The organism is Planctobacterium sp. R6 (assembly GCF_055755215.1).
Window position 1 is genome coordinate 214,921 of sequence record NZ_JBVTQY010000002.1, and the last position, 25,673, is coordinate 240,593.

24 protein-coding genes are annotated in these 25,673 nt (G+C 46.0%); 16 read left to right on the top strand and 8 right to left on the bottom strand.

The features are described 5' to 3' along the window. The first annotated feature begins 416 nt into the window (after positions 1-416). Positions 417-1,628, top strand: coding sequence for an iron-containing alcohol dehydrogenase (locus AC0J20_RS02785; protein WP_473020514.1), 1,212 nt, complete (start codon positions 417-419; stop codon positions 1,626-1,628). A gap of 121 nt (positions 1,629-1,749) precedes the next feature. Further along, entirely contained in the window at positions 1,750-4,983 is a 3,234-nt protein-coding gene (locus tag AC0J20_RS02790; protein WP_473020515.1) for an ATP-binding protein, read from the top strand. A gap of 13 nt (positions 4,984-4,996) precedes the next feature. Here AC0J20_RS02790 and AC0J20_RS02795 read toward each other — a convergent pair whose 3' ends face one another. The 4 genes from AC0J20_RS02795 to AC0J20_RS02810 form a co-directional block, all read right to left on the bottom strand. Further along, positions 4,997-6,028: a DUF3080 family protein gene (locus AC0J20_RS02795; protein ID WP_473020516.1), complete on the bottom strand. Its 1,032-nt coding sequence runs from the start codon at positions 6,026-6,028 to the stop codon at positions 4,997-4,999. Further along, positions 6,009-6,221: a CPXCG motif-containing cysteine-rich protein gene (locus AC0J20_RS02800; RefSeq protein ID WP_229528036.1), complete on the bottom strand. Its 213-nt coding sequence runs from the start codon at positions 6,219-6,221 to the stop codon at positions 6,009-6,011. The genes AC0J20_RS02795 and AC0J20_RS02800 overlap by 20 nt, the downstream gene beginning before the upstream one ends. A 46-nt stretch (positions 6,222-6,267) precedes the next feature. Further along, on the bottom strand, positions 6,268-7,128 hold the full coding sequence (locus tag AC0J20_RS02805) for a fructosamine kinase family protein (RefSeq protein WP_473020517.1): 861 nt from the start codon (positions 7,126-7,128) through the stop codon (positions 6,268-6,270). Positions 7,129-7,280: 152 nt separating this feature from the next. After that, positions 7,281-7,877 (bottom strand): SRPBCC family protein, encoded by a 597-nt coding sequence (locus tag AC0J20_RS02810; RefSeq protein ID WP_473020518.1) that lies wholly within the window; start codon positions 7,875-7,877, stop codon positions 7,281-7,283. 272 nt (positions 7,878-8,149) lie between these two features. Between AC0J20_RS02810 and thrS the strand changes: the two genes are divergently transcribed. The 7 genes from thrS to AC0J20_RS02845 all read left to right on the top strand — a co-directional run bounded on the left by thrS (position 8,150) and on the right by AC0J20_RS02845 (position 13,475). Further along, complete coding sequence (gene thrS, locus AC0J20_RS02815; RefSeq protein ID WP_229527660.1) at positions 8,150-10,066, top strand: threonine--tRNA ligase; 1,917 nt, start codon at positions 8,150-8,152, stop codon at positions 10,064-10,066. Between the two features lie 20 nt (positions 10,067-10,086). Further along, the gene (infC, locus tag AC0J20_RS02820; RefSeq protein ID WP_229528035.1) at positions 10,087-10,626 is read left to right on the top strand and encodes a translation initiation factor IF-3; all 540 of its coding nucleotides are present in this window, start codon (positions 10,087-10,089) and stop codon (positions 10,624-10,626) included. 129 nt (positions 10,627-10,755) lie between these two features. Continuing rightward, positions 10,756-10,953 (top strand): 50S ribosomal protein L35, encoded by a 198-nt coding sequence (gene rpmI, locus AC0J20_RS02825; protein ID WP_229527659.1) that lies wholly within the window; start codon positions 10,756-10,758, stop codon positions 10,951-10,953. Positions 10,954-10,969: 16 nt separating this feature from the next. Beyond that, positions 10,970-11,326, top strand: coding sequence for a 50S ribosomal protein L20 (gene rplT / locus AC0J20_RS02830; RefSeq protein ID WP_229527658.1), 357 nt, complete (start codon positions 10,970-10,972; stop codon positions 11,324-11,326). 174 nt (positions 11,327-11,500) lie between these two features. Then, on the top strand, positions 11,501-12,349 hold the full coding sequence (locus AC0J20_RS02835; protein WP_473020519.1) for a substrate-binding periplasmic protein: 849 nt from the start codon (positions 11,501-11,503) through the stop codon (positions 12,347-12,349). A gap of 110 nt (positions 12,350-12,459) precedes the next feature. After that, positions 12,460-12,798, top strand: coding sequence for a PadR family transcriptional regulator (locus AC0J20_RS02840; protein WP_229527651.1), 339 nt, complete (start codon positions 12,460-12,462; stop codon positions 12,796-12,798). Beyond that, positions 12,795-13,475, top strand: a complete 681-nt coding sequence (locus tag AC0J20_RS02845) for a hypothetical protein (protein WP_473020520.1) — start codon at positions 12,795-12,797, stop codon at positions 13,473-13,475. The genes AC0J20_RS02840 and AC0J20_RS02845 overlap by 4 nt, the downstream gene beginning before the upstream one ends. Positions 13,476-13,566: 91 nt before the next feature. Here AC0J20_RS02845 and AC0J20_RS02850 read toward each other — a convergent pair whose 3' ends face one another. Then, complete coding sequence (locus AC0J20_RS02850; protein ID WP_473020521.1) at positions 13,567-14,727, bottom strand: DUF4785 domain-containing protein; 1,161 nt, start codon at positions 14,725-14,727, stop codon at positions 13,567-13,569. 9 nt (positions 14,728-14,736) lie between these two features. Next, positions 14,737-15,594 (bottom strand): hypothetical protein, encoded by an 858-nt coding sequence (locus AC0J20_RS02855; protein WP_229527648.1) that lies wholly within the window; start codon positions 15,592-15,594, stop codon positions 14,737-14,739. Between the two features lie 345 nt (positions 15,595-15,939). Between AC0J20_RS02855 and AC0J20_RS02860 the strand changes: the two genes are divergently transcribed. Next, positions 15,940-17,115: a hydroxymethylglutaryl-CoA reductase gene (locus tag AC0J20_RS02860; protein WP_229527647.1), complete on the top strand. Its 1,176-nt coding sequence runs from the start codon at positions 15,940-15,942 to the stop codon at positions 17,113-17,115. Here AC0J20_RS02860 and AC0J20_RS02865 read toward each other — a convergent pair. Further along, complete coding sequence (locus tag AC0J20_RS02865; protein ID WP_473020522.1) at positions 17,112-17,966, bottom strand: peptidylprolyl isomerase; 855 nt, start codon at positions 17,964-17,966, stop codon at positions 17,112-17,114. The two genes, AC0J20_RS02860 and AC0J20_RS02865, sit on opposite strands and share 4 nt — an antisense overlap. Before the next feature lie 292 nt (positions 17,967-18,258). On the opposite strand from AC0J20_RS02865, the gene AC0J20_RS02870 reads away from it, so the two are divergent. The 3 genes from AC0J20_RS02870 to AC0J20_RS02880 all read left to right on the top strand — a co-directional run bounded on the left by AC0J20_RS02870 (position 18,259) and on the right by AC0J20_RS02880 (position 20,188). Then, entirely contained in the window at positions 18,259-18,489 is a 231-nt protein-coding gene (locus tag AC0J20_RS02870) for a DUF2789 domain-containing protein (RefSeq protein WP_473020523.1), read from the top strand. Positions 18,490-18,573: 84 nt separating this feature from the next. Then, positions 18,574-19,506, top strand: coding sequence for an aldo/keto reductase (locus AC0J20_RS02875; protein WP_473020524.1), 933 nt, complete (start codon positions 18,574-18,576; stop codon positions 19,504-19,506). Position 19,507: 1 nt separating this feature from the next. Continuing rightward, positions 19,508-20,188, top strand: a complete 681-nt coding sequence (locus AC0J20_RS02880) for a hypothetical protein (protein WP_473020525.1) — start codon at positions 19,508-19,510, stop codon at positions 20,186-20,188. A 2-nt stretch (positions 20,189-20,190) separates the two neighbouring features. Here AC0J20_RS02880 and AC0J20_RS02885 read toward each other — a convergent pair whose 3' ends face one another. Next, a complete protein-coding gene (locus AC0J20_RS02885) occupies positions 20,191-21,414 on the bottom strand; it encodes an EAL and HDOD domain-containing protein (RefSeq protein ID WP_473020526.1) in 1,224 nt (407 codons plus the stop codon). A 377-nt stretch (positions 21,415-21,791) separates the two neighbouring features. Here AC0J20_RS02885 and pheS point away from each other — a divergent pair, with 377 nt between their 5' ends. Genes pheS through ihfA form a run of 3 tightly spaced genes read left to right on the top strand, consistent with a single transcriptional unit; the run spans position 21,792 to position 25,474 of the window. Further along, the gene (gene pheS, locus AC0J20_RS02890; protein ID WP_229527641.1) at positions 21,792-22,772 is read left to right on the top strand and encodes a phenylalanine--tRNA ligase subunit alpha; all 981 of its coding nucleotides are present in this window, start codon (positions 21,792-21,794) and stop codon (positions 22,770-22,772) included. Positions 22,773-22,783: 11 nt separating this feature from the next. Next, positions 22,784-25,171 (top strand): phenylalanine--tRNA ligase subunit beta, encoded by a 2,388-nt coding sequence (gene pheT / locus AC0J20_RS02895; RefSeq protein ID WP_473020527.1) that lies wholly within the window; start codon positions 22,784-22,786, stop codon positions 25,169-25,171. A gap of 3 nt (positions 25,172-25,174) precedes the next feature. Next, positions 25,175-25,474, top strand: coding sequence for an integration host factor subunit alpha (gene ihfA, locus AC0J20_RS02900; RefSeq protein ID WP_229527639.1), 300 nt, complete (start codon positions 25,175-25,177; stop codon positions 25,472-25,474). Positions 25,475-25,673: the final 199 nt, after the last annotated feature.

The following is a 25,673-nucleotide window of genomic DNA, read 5'->3' on the forward strand; positions in this document are numbered from 1 at the left end:
ATACCGATGATGATGTTTATTTTTCCATTGTTCACTGACAATAAAATTATACAGGGTAGGAGTGCCAACGATTTTTTCGCGGTATGCGGACACATACTGACCTTGCTAAAGCTTTAAACTAATCAGTCTGCCTTCATCCTCAAAATACGAGGCTTAGGTGCCGGGTATTATGCCCGAAAAAAGCACATTTGCGCTCTCAATCCTTTGAATTATACCCCTAGTACTAATGATCTTATGCCCGGTTTGATAGTCAACATGAAAGGTTTTGCTTCACGGTTTTTGCCCAGGGTTTCGCGCTATACGTTTGATCATACAGTGGTTTTAAACGCTAGTTTAAAAAATATTCATCAAGGCATTGTGGCCTTTCAGCTTTGTTGCTAACTTAGACATAATTTTGGTTTTATAGAACATTCGTTATGCCTTTCGCCGTTCGGGTTTTGTTATACAAATTTGTTATGGTTATGCTGAAGTTGGTGACCGTGTTTATACCTGCTCCCAAACCCACAATCTATTCTGGTGCGGGTTCTTCACTCAAACTTTGTGAATCTCTGAATTACATGGGGGTTAACCGGTTACTGATTGTTACCGATGAAATGTTGGTCAAATTGGGGCTTTTGGAACCCATTGAACAGCGGTTAAAGACCTTGAATATCGAATTCGTGGTGTTTGATAAGGTGGTACCTGATCCGGGCTACCAGATAGTTGAGGCGGGTGTAGATTTAGGGGTGACTCACAAATGTGATGCGGTTCTGGGATTTGGTGGAGGCTCATCACTGGATGCGGCAAAAATCATTGCAGCGAGACTGACTAATCCGGTCCCCATCAAAAAATTAGTGGGTGTTTTGAAAGTCAAAGTAGCACCCGTGCCCATTTTTACCATTCCAACTACCGCTGGTACGGGGTCAGAAACAACTATAGCTGCCGTGGTGTCGGATCCCGATACTAACCAGAAGACACCGGTTATCGATCCCAAATTAGTGCCTGTAGCCGCAGCCTTAGATCCGGTATTAATGACGGGGTTGCCACCACAGATAACGGCAGCAACCGGTATGGACGCCTTAACACATGCCGTCGAATCTTACATTTCCAGACATGCCGCTCCTGATACTGATGTGTATGCGCTCAGCGCCGTTAAGATGATAATGAAGTATTTACCCGTCGCATACAAAGACGGTAATAACCTGGAAGCCAGAGAAGCCATGGCATTGGCGTCGTTTTACGCCGGTGCGGCATTTACTAAAGCAAATCTGGGTTATGTACATGCTATCGCTCACCAGTTTGGCGCCTTTTACCACACCCCTCATGGCCTGGCTAATGCCATTGTACTACCGAAAGTATTGGATTATTCGTTGCCGGCCGCCACTGAACGTCTGGCGCAATTAGCTGTTGCCACCGGGCTGGGTGATCACAGTGAAGCCGAACCGGTTTTAGCGCAAAAGTTTGTTGATTCGGTCAAAGCTCTGAATCAGCAAATCGGTATACCGTCGACGCTGGATAAACTAAAGCAAGAAGATATCCCGGCGATAGCTAAAGGTGCATTAAAAGAGGCTCACTATTTATATCCGGTTCCCAGGTATATGAATAACAAACAATGTCAGGCAATGGTGAGCGCCATGCTGGCTTCGTAAAACCTGTCTGCATATTTTCTGGGTTACTTTATACGCCTAAAGTATTAGTCAATTGTGATTATCTAAGCGTTTACATTGTGCTACTTTGGCCTCTTTAATTCTTTGACGGGGCCTGGTTACCTTGACGCGTGAATCTTTGCAGTCCCACGATATATTATTGTTTGCCGTAGCCACTTTGCTGGCTTGCACTGCAAATTATTTTCCAATCGATTTTTTTACCGGTTCACAACTGATTCTGGGAAATGTGATTGCGGTGGCGGTCACTTTGTTGCTGGGGGCCCGGTATGGCATTGCCTGTTGCCTGATTTCCGGATTAGTGACCTGGTTTAACTGGCAACACCTCTATGTGTTACTGCCGTTTGCGGGAGAAATTGCGGTAATCGCTTATGCCAGAGTCAGACAAAAAAGTGCTTTTTTGTTTGGTATCCGATACTGGTTTACTGCGGGATGGATCGTAGTCGCCATTCAGTATTTTAGTTTCAGTGATTATTTTGTTATTACAAAATTTGCCATAACTGTTAAATACATCGTCAATGGTATTGTTAATGTGATGTTCGGCTATGTCTTAGCCTATTTGTTACGTCCATATATCAAATCTTCCTGGCGAGAATCCCTTCATTTTAGCCGCATTATTGCGGTAGCCATCTTTATAGCGCTAACAACCGGACTATTACTCAACACCTTTTACTGGTTAAAACGCTACCAGTCAGAAGCGCTGGATTATCTGCAGGAGGAGTTGCGTCTGGAAAGTGAAGTGGTGGCGTTAAAACTCCAGGGTTACTTGCAGGAACATCTCCAGGTACTGGAGCTGGCTGCCGATTTAAATCAAACACAAACAGACAACTGGTCGGTGACAATTCAACAACTCGCGACCAATTATCCGGACATTTTAACGTTGTTGGTAACCGACAAAGCGGGGATGATCACTGCAACGCACCCAGCCGAAATGTTGGCCGCGATCACGTCTCAGTCTACAGCGTCTGTCAGTGTGGCCGATCGGCCTTATTTTTATCAGGTAAAAGCCAATAAACAGCCCTTTGTATCCGATGTATTTCAGGGACGCGGATTTGGCAATGATCCCATTGTTGCGCTGTCGGTGCCCAAAAACCGGGCAGGGTCGTTTACCGGTATTTTGGAAGCGTCTTTAAATTTAAAACGACTCGCCAATCTGGATCGTAAGAAAATACATCACTCACAACAATTGCTGATTCTGGATAGCGAGTCGCGGATCATTTTTTCTTCTGAGGAACTGGGGTTTGATTTTTTACAGGATATGAGTGAAGAACCCGTGCTCAGACACCTCAAAGACCGTGGCAATTATTATTTCGTGACTGCCAATGGCGAGTATTGTATGGCAGAACGGAGTTTTATTGAGGGCAGCAACTGGCAGGTAATTAGTTTACTACCGCGCACAATTTATGAGCAGAATGTTGCCTCCAATCTGGTCTGGTCCTTGTCGATATTAGCGTTGATATTGATGGTGTGTTTTTGGGCAGTAGAAAAGTTAGCCAGAAAGATTAGCGAACCCATTGTCAGTTTTAGTCGGGAGTTATCCGCTATCAGCGACTCCGGAGACTTTCAACGACTGAAGTCCATTCGATTTAGCTCTGAAGTAAAGGAGTTTCAACGTATCGTGCCGGTCATAAGGCGCTTTGCAGAAAAGCTCAGCACCAGTATCAAAGAATTGGAAACAGCCAGCCGCAAAGCGGTAACGGCAAACAAGGAACTTGAGCAGTTAAATCGCAACCTGGAAGATGTCGTCTATGAACAAACCAGTGAACTTAAACACGCGCTGGAAGAGGCCCAACAAGCAAACAAAACTAAGTCGGAATTTCTGGCCACGATGAGCCATGAAATACGAACGCCCATGAATGGCGTATTGGGAATGCTGGAGTTGATCGAGTTAACACCTTTGACGGCAGAACAGAAAGCTCGGCTGCGGGTGGCACGCTCCAGTGCTGAATCGCTGTTAAGTCTGATCAATGACATTTTAGATTTTTCTAAAGTGGATGCCGGAAAAATTGAATTCGAAGCGATCGAATTCGATATGATTAAATTGCTAAGCGATGTTACCGAAGCAATGGCGTTAGAGGCGGTGAATAAAGGCAATCAACTGGTGATGTCGGCCCATCAGTTACGGCACGCATATGTGATTGGCGATCCGGGGCGGATACGTCAGGTGCTGACTAATATTCTGGGCAATGCCAACAAGTTTACAGACTTCGGCGACGTTGCCGTTATTGCTCACAGTAGTGAGCAGCAGGACAGGGTGTTGTTTACAATTAGCGTCAAAGACACCGGAATCGGAATTCCGGATGACAAACTCGCCACGTTGTTTAATCCATTTACACAGGCTGATGCCAGCACCACCAGAAAGTTTGGTGGTACTGGATTGGGGCTGTCGATATCTCAGCGATTATGTCAAATGATGGGCGGCGATATCAGTGTTGCCAGCCAGGCAGGTGAAGGCAGTGAATTTACCATTACGTTGCCATTGTTACCGGGCAAAAAGCAACCCGAAATAGTGGATTTGGCGTTACTTTATGAACGCGTAATTTATATATACGAGCAGCACAAATTACCGTTTTTCAGCGAATACCTGCGTGCTTTAAATGCGCGACTTTTGTTGGTTAAACCGGCGATGTTGTGCACTGCCCTGGAAAAGGTAAAGAGTCTGGCAAAAAGCCCATTGCCTGTACTTATTTTGATTGATGAAATGCCCTGCTCAGAGGAACTGGTAAACGCACTGAAACAAGCGCAATCTGAAGGCGGGCAACTGGTGCTACTGAACTCTGTTAAATCAACGCAACACCCTTTACAGTCAGAACTCAACAATGTGGCTACCTGTGTAAAACCTGTTACCCCAGTTAATTTCAGAAATGCCATTTTAGGGGTTGATAACGATGGCCAACAAGTTGGCGGCACTAACGAGGCGGTGAACACCGAGGTGGCAGGCAAAAGGGCACTGTTGGTGGAAGATAATCCCATCAATCAGGAGATTGCCTTGCATATGCTCAATGAACTAAAACAAAGAGTGGAAGTAGCGGCTAATGGGGCTGATGCCATTGAGCAATTGCTGAAATCTTCTGAAGGTTTTGATTACATTTTAATGGATTGTCAAATGCCGGTAATGGATGGCTTTGAAGCAACGCAGCACATTCGTTCAGGCGCGGCAGGCGGTCGATATCGGGGAATACCGATTGTTGCATTAACTGCCAATGCTATGAAAGGCGACAAAGAGCGCTGCCTGGCGGCTGGCATGAATGACTATCTGTCTAAACCGATTTCAATTGAATCTCTGAGAGGAAAAATCCGCTCAGTGACAAAATCCGTGGAAACCTGGCAAGAGTTTTAAGCAAAGAAGCCCATCAGCTGGTACGCACCGCAACATCGCAACGTTTAAACAGGTTTTGCCAAACGGTTACGTGCTCTTTGATTTGCTGTAAGAATGTCAGGTGTTCTTCCGGAGCAAGCCAATTCCCTCTGCTTTCGGCAAGTGGCAATTGGGCAAGTATTGGCGTTATTTGGTAGTACCAGGCGTTGATTTTGCCAACATGAGGCTGAATCTTCTGGATGAAAAATAAATTAAAAACATTGCTCAGGTATTGCGCTTTTTGTTTGTGTCCCGGGTGAGACTCGCAGTCGAGGTACGCCGTCTCAATGGCAATAAAATCAGTTAAACGTGGCAATATTTGGTTAATTATACGGATCTCATTTTTGATTTTTGCCGGGGTTTTGGCGTTGGCTATGTTGTTCAGACTGTCTTCCAGACGCCAGGTTTCGACGGTTTTACCCGATTCAGCGGATTCCGGTGAGTGCTGGCTGAGTTGCTTCCAGCTTTGAATGGCAAAGCGGTGATCCTCTTCGGCGCTGAAATAGGCCTGACGGCTCCATAGGGCAACGCTGATCTCGGGGCTGGTGTTTATCAGGTTCAGCCAGTTTTGTTGCACATCACGTTGCTTTTGTTCGAGTAGCGGCAACAGACTGGCCTGCACTTCGTCGGAAGTACGAGCCAGACAATCTTTGAGCGCCTGATATAAGCGAAAATCGTACAAATAGCGTTGTGAAGGAGCCTGCAGCTTACCCAGCGTGGTGTTACGCTCAGCAATAATGGGTTTGATACCACAATCAGGTAACTGGTAAAACTCATTGAGCTTAATTTGCCTGGTTGCTGTTACCGGTTGCGCTTTTTTTTGGGGGGCGATGCTATCAGCGGCAGCGATGGCCGTGACCTGCCAGTCTGCCTCCAGGATGTAGGCTATGCGTTGGCCGTATTCGTCCAATGTTGATTGCAGGAAGGGTTTTTGTGAACACGCACTGACCCCCAACCACAAAAAAACGGTTATCACCCAGCGGGAGGTTAGTCTGTAAAAAAGCGATTTAGTATATCTGTTCGTCATCCGAGCTGACACTGAGCTCTACGGTTCGGCTAACTTCATTCAAATGTAAGTTTAAATGGATTGGGTTACAACAATTGGCACAGTCTTCTATGTAATCCTGGTCGCCATTACTACAGTCTAAATCCAGATGAACCGGATGCCCGCAATGTGGGCAGTTAATGTCAGTATGTTTTAAAGTATGATCATTGAACATGGTTTGCCTCGCTATTCTGGTAATCATGACCTCGTGTTTAATTTCGCTAGTGTTTTTGCAGTTGTTTTAACGTTTCCTGTGCCGTTGTAACATACGCACCTCCAAACATTAGCGCATGATTTAATAAATGGTATAACTGATAAACAGGGCGCCGTTGCTGGTAGCAATCAGAAAGCGGCCAGACTTCCCGGTATCCTACGTAAAAGGCTGCGGGGAAGGGACCAAACAGCTCGGTCATTGCCATATCCGTTTCCCGGTCACCATAATAACAGGCCGGGTCGAACAGCACCGGCGTGTGTTTGAAGAATGCCACATTGCCGCGCCACAAATCGCCATGCAGCAGCGACGCTTCCGGTTGGTACCCTTTGAGTAAGTTGTATATTTGCTGTGTTGCTGAGTCTATGTTCACAAACCGAATACCGTTTGTTGCCATCATGCGCAACATAGTGCCAATTCGGTGCTCACTATAGAAAGACGCCCAATCCGTATCCCATTGGTTTATCTGGCGGGTGCGTCCGATAAAGTTATTAAAATGACAACCGTATTGGTTTTCGGTGTGAAGGTGCAATTTGGCTAACTGACGTCCCATTTCCCGCCAGTCCGTTGATTCCCCGTCACCTAGCGTCAGGTGTTCCAGTACAATATAGGCGTGTTCCTGAGTAGACCCGGTGCAGATAACTTTGGGAATTCTTACGTGCGCCGCTTCATGCAACAGTGATAGTCCATGCGCTTCTGCATCGAAGCTTTCTTTTTGTGGAGCCACATCGACTTTGACAAAGAAGCGCCTCCGACCATCGGATATTTTATAAGCCCGATGACTATCGCCACCAGACACTTCTCTGATGTCATCACAGATGAAGTCCTGCTGTATTGCATGACTTATGTTGTCACTGATGAAATGCCACATGTTCGTTAACCTACCCAAGATCAGTTTTCACTGCTAATAACTGACCAACCTGTTTGCCTGATGCCATGTTGATAACAGGAGAGTGCGCTCTGGCAGCAAGTCTGTTAATTATGGTGAATAACTGGCTAAATTTAAGGGGCAATCACGGATTTTTATGGAACTTCAGGGTAAGCCAATGGTTTCTCTTGATATTTTTTTTTCGCAAGTTGGGTTTTAAGCGCCTGAAAGGTATTCATTGTTGATTGTTTCATGGTTGTGCGCACTAACCAGTCAGGAAGAATACCACCTGGTTTAGCCGTTCCGGCCCAGGTAATCAGCGTGTGTGTCGAAGATGTTTGTGTTGCTGACCAGCAGCCTTCAATGTCTTGCATAGCGACTAAATGATTGGCGTCATTAAAATCAGGATGTTGCGCAACCTGAATGTGCATTTTTTGGTGGCCAGGAAAAAAACGCAGGGTCGATTGAGTGCTCATTTTACGATCACTGAAAGGCCAGGGGGCATGAAACTCGGTATAAACCAGATCGGTATATTTATCGGTACCGGGTAGTGATACGACCTGAATAACATCATCTATCCATTGTGGTGCGTTAGCTGTATCTCTCAGTAAATTCAGCAGGCTCCAGTAGGGTGTTTCTGCCTGGGTTTGCGCTTTTATCCATGTGCGCTGTTGGCTGTCTTCGGCGCGCCAAATCGTAACACCGGCTTGTTCCTGCTCAGCTTGCCAGTCTAACGCGGGTTCGCACGCCAATGACCTTACTGGCAGCAAAAGCAAAAATAAAACAGCGGCGACGGATAAACCCGCTGGTTGTGAAAAATGTCTCAAAAACGGTTTTAACCGCATATTGTGCCAACTCCAGGGTGGAAAATTCACGAGTCAGTTGTTAGACTCGCGACGCGATTTGCGCAAGTTTTGATGGATCTCGTTATTTCATAGACAAAGCCAGATTGCAAAGCATACTTTTTTATACTGAATTTAGCATGTGGCGTTTGGTAGGCGTCACCACTGTAAAAGGAAAACTCATGCCAGTTATTACTCTCCCTGACGGAAGTCAGCGTCAATACGACAATCCTCTTTCCATTTTAGATGTTGCCAACGATATAGGCCCAGGTTTAGCCAAAGCAACGATAGCCGGTGCTATCAATGGTGAACTGGCCGACGCCAGCGATATTATCACCGAGGACGCTGCGCTTCGAATTATCACCGCTAAAGATGACGAGGGACTGGAAATTTTGCGCCACTCCTGTGCGCACCTGTTAGGTCATGCGATCAAACAACTATGGCCGGATACCAAAATGGCCATCGGCCCGGTAATTGACAACGGTTTTTACTATGATGTCGACATGGAGCATTCGCTAAGCCAGGAAGACCTGGATAAATTGGAAAAGCGAATGCTGGAATTGGCCAAAACCAATTACGACGTTGTTAAGAAAAAAGTAGACTGGCAAACCGCAAGAGATACCTTTGAAGGTCGTGGTGAAAGTTACAAAACCACTATTCTTGATGAAAACATAGAAAAAGATGACAAGCCGGGCTTGTACCATCACGAAGAATACATTGATATGTGTCGTGGTCCGCATGTACCCAATATGCGCTTTTGCCATCACTTTAAAATCATGAAGGTTGCAGGCGCCTATTGGCGTGGCGACAGCAACAACAAAATGTTGCAACGTATTTATGGCACGGCCTGGGCGGATAAAAAACAGCTGAAAGGCTACCTTAAACGTCTGGAAGAAGCTGAAAAACGCGATCACCGTAAAATTGGTAAAGCCCTGGATCTGTGGCACTGGCAGGAAGAAGCGCCAGGCATGGTGTTCTGGCACAACGATGGCTGGTCGATATACAAAGAACTGGAAAAGTACGTTCGTGAAATGTTAGTGGATTACACTTACGATGAAGTGAAAGGCCCATTGATGATGGACCGCTCCTTGTGGGAGAAGTCAGGTCACTGGGATAAGTACGCAGAGAACATGTTTACTACCCAGTCTGAAAATCGTGAATATGCCGTAAAACCCATGAATTGCCCGGGTCACGTGCAGATCTTTAACCAGGGTTTAAAATCTTATCGTGATTTACCGTTGCGCATGGCCGAGTTCGGCAGCTGTCACCGCAATGAGCCATCAGGCGCGCTGCACGGTCTGATGCGGGTGCGTGGTTTCACCCAGGATGATGCCCACATCTTCTGTACTGAAGAGCAGATCCTGGACGAAGTTAGCGGCTGTATCAAAATGGTCTATGAGGCATACAAGACCTTTGGCTTTGAAAACATTGTCGTTAAATTATCTACTCGTCCGGAAAAGCGAGTGGGTGACGATGAAATGTGGGACAAAGCAGAAAAAGGCCTGGCCGATGCCCTTACTGCAAATGACATTGAGTTTGAAGTATTGCCGGGTGAAGGTGCGTTTTACGGACCTAAGATCGAATTTACACTTTACGATTGCCTTGAAAGGGCATGGCAGTGCGGCACCATCCAGCTGGATTTCTCTATGCCTGGCCGACTGGGTTCAACCTATGTCGCAGAAGATGGCGAGCGCAAAGTGCCGGTAATGATTCACCGGGCAATCTTGGGATCACTGGAGCGTTTCATCGGTATTTTAACTGAAGAATACGCGGGGCAATTCCCGACCTGGTTATCTCCAACCCAGGCTGTGGTGCTCAATATTACCGATAATCAGGCGGATTACGTTAAAAAAGTCACGGAAAAACTACAAAAACACGGAATTAGAGCAAAGTCGGACTTGAGAAATGAGAAGATTGGCTTTAAAATCCGCGAGCACACTATCAGGCGTGTTCCATACATGCTGGTAATCGGAGATCAAGAGGTGGAAGCTGGAGAAGTAGCTGTCCGCACTCGAAAAGGTGAAGATTTAGGAAAATTTGCTGTAGATGATTTTATCAGCAAAATCACTGAAGAAATTCACCAGAAAAAGATTTGCTAATTTTCTCGGAGGAATAACCTATTAAAAGAGGTAACAATAGAGCGGACAGCGGTAATAAAGAACGTATTAATAACGAAATTACTGCCAATGAAGTTCGTCTGATTGGAGCTGACGGAAGTCAGGCGGGGATAGTATCCCTGAATGAAGCCCTGGATAAGGCCACTGAAGCTAATATGGATTTGGTTGAGATCAGCCCGAATGCTGAGCCACCTGTCTGTAAAGTTATGGACTATGGGAAATTCCTCTTCGAGAAAAGTAAAGCTCAGAAAGAGCAGAAGAAAAAGCAGAAACAAATTCAGGTCAAGGAGATTAAATTTCGCCCTGGCACTGATATAGGCGACTACCAGGTAAAACTGCGCAACCTGCGTCGCTTTTTAGAAGGTGGTGACAAAGCCAAAGTAACAATCCGTTTTCGCGGACGTGAAATGGCACACCAGGACATCGGTATCGATCTTTTAAACCGGGTTAAAACCGATTTGGAAGACATCGCTACTTGTGAGGCTTTCCCCAATAGGGTTGAAGGTCGCCAGATGATCATGGTGTTGGCACCCAAAAAGTAGAGGTTGTAAGGCCTGCAAGTAATCCATTGAGCTTGCTCGAAGGGTTCGCCTTGCGACTATGTAGCAATTGCTATGCACGCCTTTAATGTTTTAGCGTGTTTAGCCTTAAAAAATGCGGAGTATGTAATCATGCCCAAAATTAAAACTAATCGCGGTGCCGCGAAGCGTTTTAGAAAAACCGCTTCAGGCCGCTTTAAAAGCAAACAGTCTCACCTGCGTCACATTCTGACTAAGAAGAGTTCTAAGCGTAAACGTCACTTGCGTGGCAAAAAGCTAGCTCATGATGCAGATACTGCGTTGATCCAACGCATGTTACCTTACGTGTAAGAGAGGAGACTGAATAATGGCAAGAGTAAAACGCGGTACTATCGCACGTGCTCGTCACAAAAAAGTATTAAAAGCTGCAAAAGGTTATTACGGTGCGCGTTCACGTGTATATCGCGTAGCCTTCCAGGCGGTTACTAAAGCAGGTCAATATGCTTATCGTGACCGTCGTCAGCGCAAGCGTCAATTCCGTCAATTGTGGATTGCACGTATCAACGCTGCAGCACGTTCTAACGGTATGTCGTACAGCCGTTTTATTAATGGTCTGAAAAAAGCTTCTGTAGAAATCGATCGCAAAATTTTGGCGGATATTGCGGTACACGATAAAGCAGCTTTCACAGCATTAGTAAACGCCGCTAAAGGCGCATTAGCTTAATTTTTTAACAAATTTAGCTTAAGTTCTTATATGGGAAACGGGATGCAGGATGCATCCCGTTTTTCTTTTTGGGGCTGATAAAATGTTAAGCAAACTCTCCTGACTTGAGTTTTTCCTTGCTCTCGTTAACACTTTGGTTATTCCCTGAGCAATTTTCGATGTTTTCTGTTGATCATGCGTGTCCACACTTTAAGCTTTTTTAACGCCATTTTATTGATTGCTATTGCGCCTATTTCCCTTGTGTTGGCAGATGAGGCACCTGAGCCGTTAGGGCTTAAAATCGGTGTGATTGATATTAGCTTTGCCCCTTACCACATCATCGAAAACAACCAGGCAAAAGGGCCGGATATTGATGTCATACGCGCAGTTGTGAGTCGCATAGACAGTGACTTTAAAGTCCTGCTGTTACCGCAAAAAAGAGCGACGGATTACCTCATCAAAGGCCGAATCGATCTGGGTGTGCTGTTTAAAATGGACCGCTACCGAAAGCATGTGGTGTTTGGAGCGCAGCCTTTGCACAAGTCTACCTATCGGTTGGCAATACTCAACGACACACCTTTTAGCTATGAACGCCTGGAAGATTTATACAGTCACGGTGATATCGGTGTGGTTTTTGGTAATTCGATTGGCGTAGAGTTTGATGAGGCGGTGGCACTGGGCAACATTAAGCCAATCCAGGTGAATACAATGGCTAAGCTCCCTGAGCTGCTGTTTTTAAAACGGGTAAAAGCCGTGGCAGTCAACGAACGAATTTTTACCTGGTATCTGGAGCAACGAGGCGAGATTCACAATGTCAGATTCTTAGATAAACCCATAGGTGAAGAACGGGTTTTTCAGCTGGGTATCTCCCGAAAAGTTAAAAACATACAACCCGAAGATTTGCGAGATAAAGTTGACTATTTCCTTGAACGGATGCTGGAAACTGGTGAACTTCAGGAAATCTATGCTTCTTACGGTTTATCAATGCAATATTACGATCCTCATTGGTCCAATACTCAATCCACATCCACAGAGTCTCAGTAAGTGGAATACTGAGCAGACCGTCATTTAATTTACTCCACAAAATAAAATAAATATTGCACTCTTACAAATATCCTCTACATTATAGAGTAAATAGTGCAGATATTTTCATTATGAGTGAGCAAAAATACTTAGGTGAGTTTGAACAGGTAATCTTACTGGCAGTGATGCGCCTTGGCTCCGATGCCTATGGCAAAACCGTGCGAGAGTTACTGGCAGAGCAGCTTAATCGAGATGTAACCGTTGGAGCGCTGTATGCAACCCTGGAACGTTTAGAAGTCAAAGGTATGGTGACATCCAGTATGGGAGAGCCTACTAAAGAGCGGGGCGGTCGGGCGAAAAAGTATTTTAAAGTTACAGCCAAAGGACAACAGGCGCTGAAACGCAGTAAAGATGCGTTGACTCAAATGTGGCAGGGCCTGACTTTACGTGGCCGCGGAGTGCAATTGTGAGGTATAAAAATCAACCAATGGTATCTCAACCGCCACAGATTACAGAGCGCTTTTTAACCTGGTGTTTGCCGGCGGAATTAAAAGAGCCTGTGGTCGGAGACCTGGCAGAAGAATACTCGCAGAAACTGCAATCTCAAGATTATTTAACCGCTTTGGCATGGTATCAGCGTCAGGCTGTCAGAACGGCCGTACGTTATTTATGGCAAAACAAAAGGGGATTACTGATGTTTATTTTAGGCTTGTTGACCTTTCTGGCTACTTTGCTCATGGCAATCATGTTTAGTGGTGAAGTAGACATATTTATAGATGTACCGTCTATTCTGGTGGTTTATCCGCCTGCCATCTTATTAACCTTTGGCATCTGCTCAGCGCAAACCTGCAAAACGGCATTGCGGCTATTGTTTGATAATGAACTGATAATGGATATTACAGAATTAAAAGCCGCCAAACACGTTTACACAATACTCGGCAACAGCAGTTTGTGGCTGGGGGGGATGGGAGTGCTTATTGGCGCAGTCGCGATTGGGGTTAACATGGAAGTGGATGTTATGGACAAAGTGCTGGGGCCTGCCATCGCTGTATGTTTGTTAACCGCACTGTATGGCGTAATATTGAAAGTTTTCTGTTACATCGGTGAGCAAAAGATTCAGCACCTGATTATTCAAAAAGAGGCTTAAATAACTAGTCGCTGATTTAACTTGCCGCTGATTTACGGTGCAAAAAAATGCCGGACTCTGAAATGAGCCCGGCCTTTTTAATCAGCATTGACTATTTAAGTTGCGGTAATACCTGCAACGTCATTAGTCGGCTTTGATCGGTGAGTTTTACATTCACCAGCTCAAAGCGGTCATACTGGGAAAAGTTCTGAAGCTCAAATGGCAATGCCATGGCTCGGCTCTGCTCAAAATACTCTGCGACGTCGGCAGTTTGCAATGAGTGGGCTTTGCCGTTTTTATCGATACCTTGCAAGGTCGCAGTCAGGTTGTAACGACCTGACTCCAACACATCCAGAGATACCCAGAGCTTATCGCTAACCGTAACCTTTTCAATGGCGGCAGTTTTAGCGGTAAGGGCAAAGGGCAGTTTTGCTGAACGCTTGATCAGCTTACCATTCACGTTTCCAAGCGTATGGATTTGCACCTGATAGAGACCCTGACGGGCGCCGTATTCAGACAACTGTTGATCAAAAGTTACTTTGTTGTGCTGCAGTTGTGCTGCAATGTGCTCGCCTGCAGGTGTGATGATGCTGACCTGGGTCGTCATTGGAATGATAGCCTTAGCGCCCAGATTAGCATTGATAGTAATTGCCTGCTGCTGGCTGTCCAGCTGAGAGGGCATCGCAAACTGGAGTAAACCGGTGCTGCTTTTTTCCTTCACATGCAACAGGTATTCAGCATCACCAGGTATTTGTGATTCACTGCGCATAGTTAATGGCTTATCAGAGTGATTAGCTACTTTTACGGCGACACTGCCATCATCAAATCCGGCTGTTTGCATGGCTTCTTGGTCAGCCAACAGACTCACCGTGGGCTGAGAACCGGCGGAAGCAGACAGACTGATTGAATCCATATTTACAGCCGGAGATATCTGACGAGCACCGGACTGATAACTGGCCATGGGAGCCAGTCTGACTAAAGCGTCAGACCCTACATACAAAGGAAAACCTTTGTTTAGCTCAGCACCAGTCACTGTCTGCCAGTATTCGTCGCTTTGTACCTGCTGACTTTGTGAAATATGACTGCTGGTCGAATCAACGGTGGCCCAAATGTAGGTAACCCGCTGTTGCTCAACATCGTCCTGCATCGGGAGAGATACTGCAGCAGGCTCACTGCTCTGATAAGACTGCTGTGTCGCAGCTATCGCCTGACTGCTAAGCGCCAGTGCCAGTACCAGGAGGGTTTTGTTTTTAATGTTTTTTATAGGTTTCATCTTTGGCTCCTAGATACGGTCACGAACTAATTTGTCCAGGTTAAAACAGTCACGGCGACTTTGCTGGTGACTCAGAGGTTCACTGCCTTTGGTTTTTTGCTTGTCTTTAAACCAGGTGGTTCCGGCCGCCTGTTGTGAAGAACAATTCAGGAAACCATCTGAGCAGGAGTCTAACCAGTTTTGTGTTACTTCAAGAGCAACCTGATTCTGATAACCTGCGCAATAGCTGTCACCGTCCCATATCGCAGAATCAACATCACTGCCCACTACTGCTTCAAAAATCGTTGGTAAAGCCGGACGACCAGAAGTACCGGACAAATAGTTGCTGTTGTAATAGACCATCCAACTTTCCTGCTGCTGTCTTACGGCGTCAGATTTATAGCCTAATAACCATCCCAGAGTAGATTCAAAAACATTGCCGTTCATTACCGCGTCAGCTAACGGAGTACCGCCACTGGAAGGAGCCAGTGCAATGACGCGGCTGGTCTTGTTTATGATATTCGGATAGCGGCTGTCCCAGGTAGGATTACTCAATATCCAGCGCATCACATTGCCGCCATTGGAATGAGTTACTACCTTCAGATTGGTTATCTGGTTTTGACTGATAAACTGGCTAAGGGCTCCTGCCAGGCAGCCGGCCGCGGCGTTATCCCACATGTATTTATCGAAATTACAGTTAATTACCAATACCAGTGATGGGTTGGGCAACCCCTGACGTACTGAGTTCACGAAATCGCCGGTCCAGTAATCGTTGTAGGCATCCGATGGGTTCCCTGTTCCATGCACTAAGGCCAGGCCAGTATTAGCGGAAACCGGGGACGAGAGGTAGAGGAGTAGGGTCAATATAGTAAATGTTATTTTTCTCATTTTTTGTTCCTGATTTTTTATAAAAAGATCTGAAGCCCCAAACCCGAATTATTGGTTTATGGTCTGGTATGACTTCCGACCAGTGCAGGTTATAGTGATTAAAAAATAATCTCGCAAGGGATTTACTGCTCTTATGGGAAATCAATATAAGGGTAATTAAACTGACCGGTTCTGGTTATATTATTTTGAATTAACAATTTTGTTACATTTGGCGGCTAATAGTGGAGGTGATCCGACTTCTACAGCTCTGATCAGCGGTTATTCGGTTAAAATGTCATCCTGTTGCAATGGCGAATGTTATACATTGAATAAGCACACACAAAAAAGTTGCCGGGGCACATCATTATGAAAATAGCAGATCGCATTCCCAGAAATGGGAAAACCAATTACACACACGAAATGGCGAAAACCAGACGCGACTTTTTAACCGCAAAAACTGGTGAAGCACTGGAACACACAGGCCAGTTTAGTATCGACCCTGGCTGTCTGCCCGGAAATATTGAGAACTTTATCGGTGTCGTACAAATGCCGGTTGGTGTCGCGGGCCCAATTACCATCAATGGAGAACACGCACAGGGCGATTTTTACGTGCCTCTGGCTACAACCGAAGGCACGCTGGTAGCCAGTTATAGCCGTGGTATGCGGGTTATCAGCGAGTCAGGTGGCTGTAAAACGACTGTTGTAGAGCAGTATATGCAGCGCGCACCGGCATTCATTTTTAATGATGCTCAGGAAGCACGGGCATTTGGAGACTGGGTCAAACAAAACTTTGACAACATCAAAGAAGTGGCGGAATCCACCACCAGCATTGGAAAACTGGTGAATATTCAGCAATGGTCAGTGGCAAAAATGCGCTATTTGCGGTTTAACTATACGACGGGCGATGCAGCGGGTCAGAACATGGTTGGAAAGGCAACACTGGCCGCCTGTGAGTGGATAATTGCTAATTACCAAACGCCGACACGCTATTTGCTGTCCGGAAATATGGATACTGACAAGAAACACTCCCATCTGAATATGTTGGGCTCGCGGGGTAAGCGAGTTATCGCTGAAGTGATTATTAATCGTGACATCCTGATGCGTTATATGCACACCGATACTGTGGCTATGGCACGTGCTTGTGTCATGGCGAATACCGGAGCCATGATGGCCGGCGCGGCCTACAATGGTCCACACTCAGCCAATGGGATCGCGTCTCTGTTTATTGCCACAGGGCAGGATGAAGCCAATGTGGTTGAGTCTCATGCCGGCATTTTGTCTCATGAGTTATTGGACAATGGGGATTTATACCTTGCAGTTACTTTACCTTCTTTGATTTGTGCTACTTATGGCGGTGGGACAGGGTTGCCAACCCAAAAGGAATGTCTCAATCTGTTGGGTTGTTACGGCAAAGGCAAGGCGAATAAGTTTGCTGAGATAGTTGCCGCGACAGTGCTGGCTGGTGATATTTCACTGGGATGCGCTGTGATCGCCGGTGACTGGGTTACCAGCCATGACAAATACGGGCGAAATCGCGACTAAGGTTGAGCCGGGGCCTCAAACTGTGTGGCGAGAGGTACCTGACAAACATCCAGCACCGCAGGCGGCTTTTCGAAAAAGAAAGGATGGCTGCGGTGTCTGCGCTCTGCCAGTTTGACATCAAATAAGTTACCGTGGGTATTTTCCACCCGGATTACCGGTCGTTTTTCAACAGGTAACTCACTTACCAGAATCGTGGAGTGGATTTGAGTGGGCTTGTGACTGTTTGCCATTAAGCCGTCTTCGCCGACTACACCGCGTTGGACGCGCTGCACTACTTCCATGCCATATACAACCCGGCCAAAGATTGTCATTATTTTGTCCAGGTATCGCGGAGCCTGACCAATAGTAATGTAAAAGTCACTGACGGCTGAGTCAGGGTCATTGTCACGAGCCATTGCGACAACACCTGGACAGTGAGTTAACCAGTATTCCGTTTTTTTGGCGTTCAGCGCAATCGCAAAACCCCGGCTGAATGCGGTATAGGCCGCAAATAAATCCCTTTCCTGAACCAGGCTAAATTCCAGCTCTTTGGTAGGGTGAATCGCTTCCATTTTTAAAGGTGGATAGGGCTGTTTACCTTTACCTCCAGGCCCTGCCTGGGCGACAAAACCATCAATGACACGGTAAAACGCAGTATTGTCGTATGCCTGCATGCTGTGCAGTGCCAGGAAGCGGGACACGTGTTGAGGTGCAATATGAGGCGCTAACTCGATGTACACATCACCGACATCGGTTTTCAGAATTAACAATCTTTCATCGGGTATTTTTATGAATTCCTGAGCTACGCTGAAACAGGAAAGGCAGGTAAATGTTAATGCAGCAACGGCTTTTGTTACAGTATAAAAGGGCATGGACGGTTCCTGATTTAATTTTGTCTGTTTGCGCTGCGTCGCAAAATTTTTTTCCAATACTACACTATACTCATACCTTAATTTTATTAATGGGCATATTCCGTTTGTAAACTGCACAGTGACGATTGGATATTTCTAAGGCTCCGTTAATTTGTGTAGTGTCAAAATCAAAGTCAGGGCGTTTTTTTCTGAGTTTAAAAAATGTACAGTAATAAATAGCGCGCTCTGCTTACACAGGGTTTAGTGGCAACGCTGAACAGTGTCAATTTGTTTGAAATCGGAGGTTGAGATTATGATTGGTACGACACCTACGTTAAAAGACTTGTTTTGTCAGCTGGGTCTGGATGCCAGCGATGAAGGCATGGACTACTTTATTTATCAAAATAAAGGCTTGCCTGATGATGTCCATATAGAACAGGCCGACTTCTGGACTGATTCTCAACGGGCGTTTATTAAAGCTGAACTAGAAGAAGATGCACAATGGTGCGAAGTTATTGATCAGCTCAATGCAATGTTGCATTAACGGATTAGCTGATGCAATACGCTCCCCTTGGACAGCTGTAATTGGACTGTTGCGATTGGTATAAATACTTAGCTGGAAGCAGCAATGGAAAACTGGAAATACACTAACCGGCGACAGTTTCTATCGGGTTGCGGGGCACTTTGGGCTGCCAGCCTATTGACGCCTGCAACCATAAACGCCGCGCGTCAGCCAAAGCTCCATACCGGATTAATACCCAGTTCCGGTGAACGTGTGCCCATGTTAGGAATGGGCACCTGGATAACCTTTAATGTGGGAAATAATCCGCAACTTCGCGACGCCCGTGCTGAGGTGTTAGGGGCTTTTTTTAGCGCCGGGGGAACGTTTATTGACTCGTCGCCTATGTATGGTTCAGCAGAACAGGTGCTGGGATACACCTTGGCTAAAAACCCCGGGTTCAAACCGTTTGCGGCCACTAAAACCTGGACCAGTTCACAAAACGAAGCCCGGGAACAATTGAGTGACTCACTGGCCTTTTGGCAGCAATTCCGATTTGATTTGTTACAGGTTCATAATTTAGTCGGTTGGCAACATCACTTACCCTGGCTTCAGGAACTTAAGCAGCAGGGGATCATCCGATACCTGGGCATCACTACGTCTCATGGACGGCGACATAAAGAAGTGGAAATGATACTCAAGAGTCATCCTGTGGATTTTGTTCAGTTGACCTACAACCTGATTGATACCGAAGCGTTGCAGACGCTCATCCCTCTCGCCCGGGAAAAGGGGGTAGCGGTTATTTGCAATCGACCATTTCAGGGAGGCCGGTTAGCCACTCATGCGAAACAGGCACCTGTGCCCGGCTGGGCAGGTGAGCTGGGCTGCTCTACCTGGCCACAACTGTTATTAAAATATGTGCTGGCCACACCTGGTGTCACGGTAGCGATCCCTGCCACCAGTCAGGTGGCTCATATGCAGGAGAACATGCAGGCAATGTATGGCGAATTGCCTGATCTGAAAACTCAGCGGGCCATCAAAGACGCCTTCAGAGCTATCTAATATGGATGTGTGGTGGACTTATTCAGTACAGGACTTTGTTTTATTCTCTAAGCAAACCTGGTTGCTGTTGTATGCCGAGTACACAGCAAACTGGTGGTGGTTGGCCCTGGTATTAATTACCTTGTTTCTTCTTTGCTGCGTATATCATTGGTTGGGGAAGAAAACCTTATGGGTCGCGCTGGCGTACAATCAAGGCTGTTACCTTACTTGCCTGTTGTACTACTGGCTTTTTTATCATCAGATTAATCTGTTTGCATCCTATTTTGCCGTCGCCCTGCTGCTGCAAATGGGGCTTAATCTGGTAACAGACTTTCGTGCTGCAACTGCTTCAAACCGCCGCTGGACCTTGTTTGTTGACGTTCATAAAGATCGAAGACGGACTCAGCTATGCTGGCTTGCAGGTTTGACACTTGTGGCCGTGAATGTTGCCGTGTATTTGGGCAATACTCCTGCTGTGTGGTTGTTGCCGGGGCTGCACCCAATAGCCAGTTTGAGTCTGTTGTTACTCAGCTGGCGGTTACAGGGTAAAACGCCAGGCGTTGTGTATCTGATGCCTGGCTGTATTATCATCATTGAACTACTCACCCTGTATGCCGTTGAACTGCATTACTGGTGGGGGTTCTTGTGCATGTTCCTGTTACTTTGTTGGCCATTACGTCGCTCACGTAGCCCTCAATATTGAGGTCAGGAGACGGTAGCTGTTTCGTAGCTTGCAGACCATTCTAACGCTTCCTGGTAAATGCCAGGCAGGGCTTTTTCTTCTATTTGTACTACGTTGGCAAAGCGCTGAGTGTTATACCAACTGCCGCTTTCATAAGCCTTAATCAGCTGCATGATATGGAACAAGCTATTTTTATAGCCCAGCAGCGCTTCTTTTATTTCATCCATCAGTGGCAGAGATAAGACGATGTCTTCCATGGATTTGTTCAGGATAACATCGATGAGTGAAAACAATCCCAGCAGAAAGCCTGAGTCAGTATCTCCCGCTTTGGTGCGACCAGTGATAATTTCGCACATTCTCGCCCGTACAACGGACATCCTCACCAGTTCGGCAGGTTTTTCCTGAGCAATGTGTGCGGTGGCGATCAAAGCAATAAATTTGCGGGCTTCTTCTTCGCCAAGATAAATTAACGCCTGTTTGATAGAACCTACCTGCTCCTGTAACTGAAACAGACTGGAATTGATAAATTTCAGCAGTTTGTAAGTCAGTGAAACATCCAGCTCAAAATGGGCGGTTAATCGGTCAAAACTAAACTGTGGTCGCAGCACTTCTGACAGTATCGCCACCACAATGTTGTAGTTGGCACTGACATCTTTACCACTCATCATTTCAGGTTGGCAGAAAAAGTAGCCTTGAAAAAACTCAAACCCCAAAGTTTTGCATTGCTCAAATTCCTGTTGTGTCTCCACTTTTTCAGCCAGGAATTTGAGTTTTTTATGTTTTTTCAGAATGCTTAACTGAGCCTGTATTTGTTCATAGTTCAGGGTTTGTAAATCAAATTTGATAAGACGGATATACGGCAAAAACCGATCCCAGGCCGGGTTATAGCTAAAGTCATCCAGCGCCAACCGGTAGCCTTTTTCGGCTAATATCTGGCAGGCCGCCAGCAACTCATCACTAGGCTCTGCATCCTCTAGTATTTCAATGATCAACTCTTCCGGGGCAACTAAGGCGGGGAGTTGTTCGATGATCCCTTCACTACAAAAGTTAATGAGTGCTTTTCTACCACCGGTAATGTGTGCAAAGCCACTATTTAAGTGATGATTTAATATCAGGCGAGAGGTTGCCGTTTTAGATTCAACACCGGCCGGGTAGGCGTTATCACTACCTTCCCGGAACAATAACTCGTAAGCTACTGTTTGCTTGTTGTTGTTAAGCACCGCCTGGCGGGCTACAAAAATATCCATATGTCATCTAATTGTTTGATTTTGTGCAATATTAGCGGACCATGATAAATATTTTAACCGGTTTGCTAATCTTGAATCGTTAACCGTTCAAAAATACAGCAGGAAGCTGTAATTATAGGTCATCAACCTGATCTGTGATAGCAATGTGTCATAACCTTAAAATGGATACCAGTATTAACCCAAGACATACGACAAATTTACTATACCTTCACGTTGATTGGGGCAATCAGTCCCAAATTTGCAAAATATCGCCGAAAACGAGCAATAAATTACTGTATTGTATGAAAAATAGGGCATTGTACTAGCCCATTTCCACGGGTTTCGTGTAGAATTCCGCCTTCATCATTTTCCTTAAATTTTAAGCATTCGGGGAGTTTATGGATCTCGAAGCCATAGTGAATAAGGCGCAGTCAGAGATTGCGTCTTGCGATAGTGTGAATGCACTAGACGAAATCCGTGTTGGTTACATGGGCAAAAAGGGCGAATTAACCGCATTATTAAAAGGTCTGGGGCAGGTTGCTCCGGAAGAGCGCCCCCTGATGGGACAACGCATTAATGAAGCCAAGCAGCAAGTGCAGCAGGCTATCCATGCGCGCGGTGAAGCACTGAAAGAAGCAGAACTAAATGCCAAACTGGCAAGCGAATCGATTGATGTCACATTGCCCGGTAATAAAACCGACGTAGGCGGGTTACATCCGGTTTCCCGAACAATTAACCGCATAGAACGATTTTTCGGTGATTTAGGGTTCGAGGTTAAATCCGGGCCAGAAGTGGAAGACGGCTTTCACAATTTTGATGCACTCAACATTCCGGCACATCATCCGGCCAGAGCAGATCACGATACTTTTTATTTTAACCCCGACGTAATGTTGCGTACGCAAACATCTGGCGTTCAGATCCGGACTATGGAAACTGAGCAGCCGCCACTGCGTATTATTTCGCCGGGCCGCGTGTACCGAAATGACTATGATCAGACACACACACCGATGTTCCATCAGGTAGAAGGTCTGATGGTTGATAAGAATGTCAATTTTGCTGAACTGAAAGGTATTTTGCACGATTTTCTACGTAACTTCTTTGAACAGGATTTACAGGTACGTTTTCGCCCGTCCTATTTCCCTTTTACTGAACCATCCGCGGAAGTGGATGTGATGGGTGAAAATGGCAAATGGTTGGAAGTGCTGGGGTGTGGAATGGTACACCCTAACGTATTGAAGGCGGTCAATATCGACCCTGAAGAATACACCGGCTTCGCATTTGGTATGGGCGTTGAGCGACTGACAATGTTGCGCTATGGCGTAACCGATTTACGCGCGTTTTTTGAGAACGACTTGCGCTTCCTGAAACAATTTAAGTAATAAGTAACAGCATGAAATTCAGTGAAAAATGGTTAAGAGACTGGGTTAATCCAGCAATTTCAACAGATGAATTGGTGGTACAAATCACCATGGCCGGTCTGGAAGTGGACAGTGTTGATGCTGTAGCTGGCGAGTTCAGTGGCGTAGTTGTCGGTGAAGTCGTTGAGTGTGGTCAACATCCTGATGCTGACAAGTTGCGAGTTACCAAAGTAAATGTCGGCGGTGACGAGTTACTGGATATCGTTTGTGGTGCACCAAACTGCCGTCAGGGTCTAAAAGTCGCGGTGGCGACTGTGGGTGCGGTACTACCGGGCAATTTTAAAATTAAAAAAGCGAAGTTAAGGGGGCAACCTTCATTTGGTATGTTGTGCTCCTTTTCTGAGTTACAAATCTCTGACGATCACGACGGTATAATTGAACTGCCGTCAGATGCACCGGTTGGCCAGGATATCCGTGAATATCTGAACCTGGATGATGTTTCTATCGAAGTAGATTTGACGCCTAACCGCTCGGACTGTTTAGGTATTCGCGGTCTGGCCAGAGAAGTCGGTGTGTTAAACAACGCCGATGTTACTGAAGTTCAGGCTCCACCGGTTGCTCCTGGCATTGACGAAAGTCGCAGTATCACTCTGGAAGCGCCCGAAGCCTGCCCTCGTTATTTAGGACGGGTAATCAAAGGCATTAATCTGGAGGCGAAATCTCCGACCTGGTTAACCGAAAGGTTACGTCGCAGCGGCGTTCGTGCTATCGACCCTGTGGTCGACGTGACCAACTATGTGTTGCTGGAGCTTGGACACCCAATGCACGCATTTGATCTGGCCAAAATAGAGGGTGGCATCAAAGTTCGCTTTGCTCAACAAGACGAATCGTTAACTTTGTTGGATGGCAATGAGGTAAAACTGCAAAGTAATACCTTAGTGATCGCCGATGAACACAAGCCGTTGGCGATGGCGGGTATCTTTGGTGGACTGGACTCAGGGGTTTCTGACGGTTCAGTGGATATCTTCCTGGAAAGTGCGTTTTTTGCACCTTTAGCCATTGCCGGCAAAGCCCGCCAATACGGACTACACACAGATGCATCACACCGCTATGAGCGTGGTGTTGATCCTCAGTTGCAAAAAACTGCTATGGAACGAGCTACGCAACTCCTGTTAGATATTGTGGGTGGCGAAGCCGGCCCTGTGGTGGAAGCTGTTTCAGATAGCCATATTCCTGCCGCTAAAAAAGTTTGCTTGCGTCAATCGCGTTTGGCACGTGTTCTGGGAATTGAAATTCCTGCCGCTCAGGTAACCGAGTTGTTACAGCGCTCTGGGTTTGATACTTCTTTTGATGACAGTGCATGGCAGTGTCTGGTGCCTGCCTATCGCTTTGATATCGCAATCGAAGAAGATTTGATCGAAGAAGTGGCCCGCATTTATGGTTATAACAATATCCCCAATGTGGCACCTGTGGCGTCGCTGGCGATGCCGGAGCATCGGGAAAGTGCACTGAACATCAATGTGTTTAAAGATGTGTTGGTGGCCAATGATTATCAGGAAGCAATTACCTACTCATTCGTTGATCCTAAAGCACAAGGATTGTTGTTTGCGGATGCTGAGAGTTTAATATTACCACATCCAATTTCGGCGGATATGTCGGCGATGCGTTTAAGTTTGCTACCCGGCCTGTTGAAATCCGTAAGCTATAATCAGAATCGCCAACAAAGTCGGATTCGTTTGTTTGAAACCGGCTTGCGCTTTGTTCCTGATACTGCTTTTAAGGTAGGGGTTCGTCAGGAAGAGATGATTGCCGGTGTTATCGCCGGTGATAAGGCCCCGGAATACTGGAATGAAAACAGCCAGAAAGTAGACTTTTTTGATATTAAGGGTGACGTTGAGCGATTACTTTCACTCACCGGTAATGCTGCTGAATACCAGTTTAAAAAGGCCGAGCATAGCGCTATGCACCCAGGACAAACGGCAGCGATTTACCTCGGTGAACAGTTGGTGGGCTATGTCGGCGCTGTGCATCCTAAGTTTGAAAAACCATTGGCGTTAAATGGCCGGACTTATGTATTTGAACTGCTGTTAACGCACTTAAATGAAGCAAAGTTGCCTAAAGCGAAACCCTTGTCACGTTTCCCTGCTAACCGCAGAGATATAGCAATTATCGTTGATGAAGCAATAAATGCATCAGAAGTCTTGCAAGTCATTGAAAAATTTGGCACAAATCTACTGGTTGGCCTAAACTTATTTGACGTGTACCGTGGTGACAATATTGGAAAGGGTAAAAAGAGCCTTGCTTTGTCCCTGACACTACAAGATGTTGAGCGAACGCTTGAAGAAAGTGAAATCCAAAGTATTGTTAATGGTGTAGTAGAAAAACTCACTGAAGAATTTAATGCATCTTTGAGGGAATAACCTATGGCTCTGACCAAAGCAGATATGGCAGAACACCTGTTTGAAAAATTGGGTCTTAATAAACGAGACGCCAAAGATCTGGTGGAACATTTCTTTGAAGAAATGCGTGAAGCCCTGGAAGCGGGTGAACAGGTAAAACTATCCGGGTTTGGGAATTTTGATTTACGGGAAAAAAATGAACGTCCCGGCAGAAATCCTAAGACAGGAGAAGATATACCCATCAAAGCCCGTCGCGTGGTCACATTCAGACCTGGTCAGAAGCTTAAAAGCAGAGTGGAAGGGTCTAAACCCGCTGATCTTTGATTAACCGCTGTGTTGATTAATCTAAATTTAAAAGCCTCTTCGGAGGCTTCAGATTGATGATAAACCCCCGCTTTTTAGCGGGGGTTTCTTTTTTTAAGCAGCCGAAGGCTGCGATCGCGATGTTTTTCGTAAGTTCTTTCGCATCGCTTTGGTTGGGATGAACTGCGATTTCGTTTTTTCAGGTGGGGTTTTGACTCGA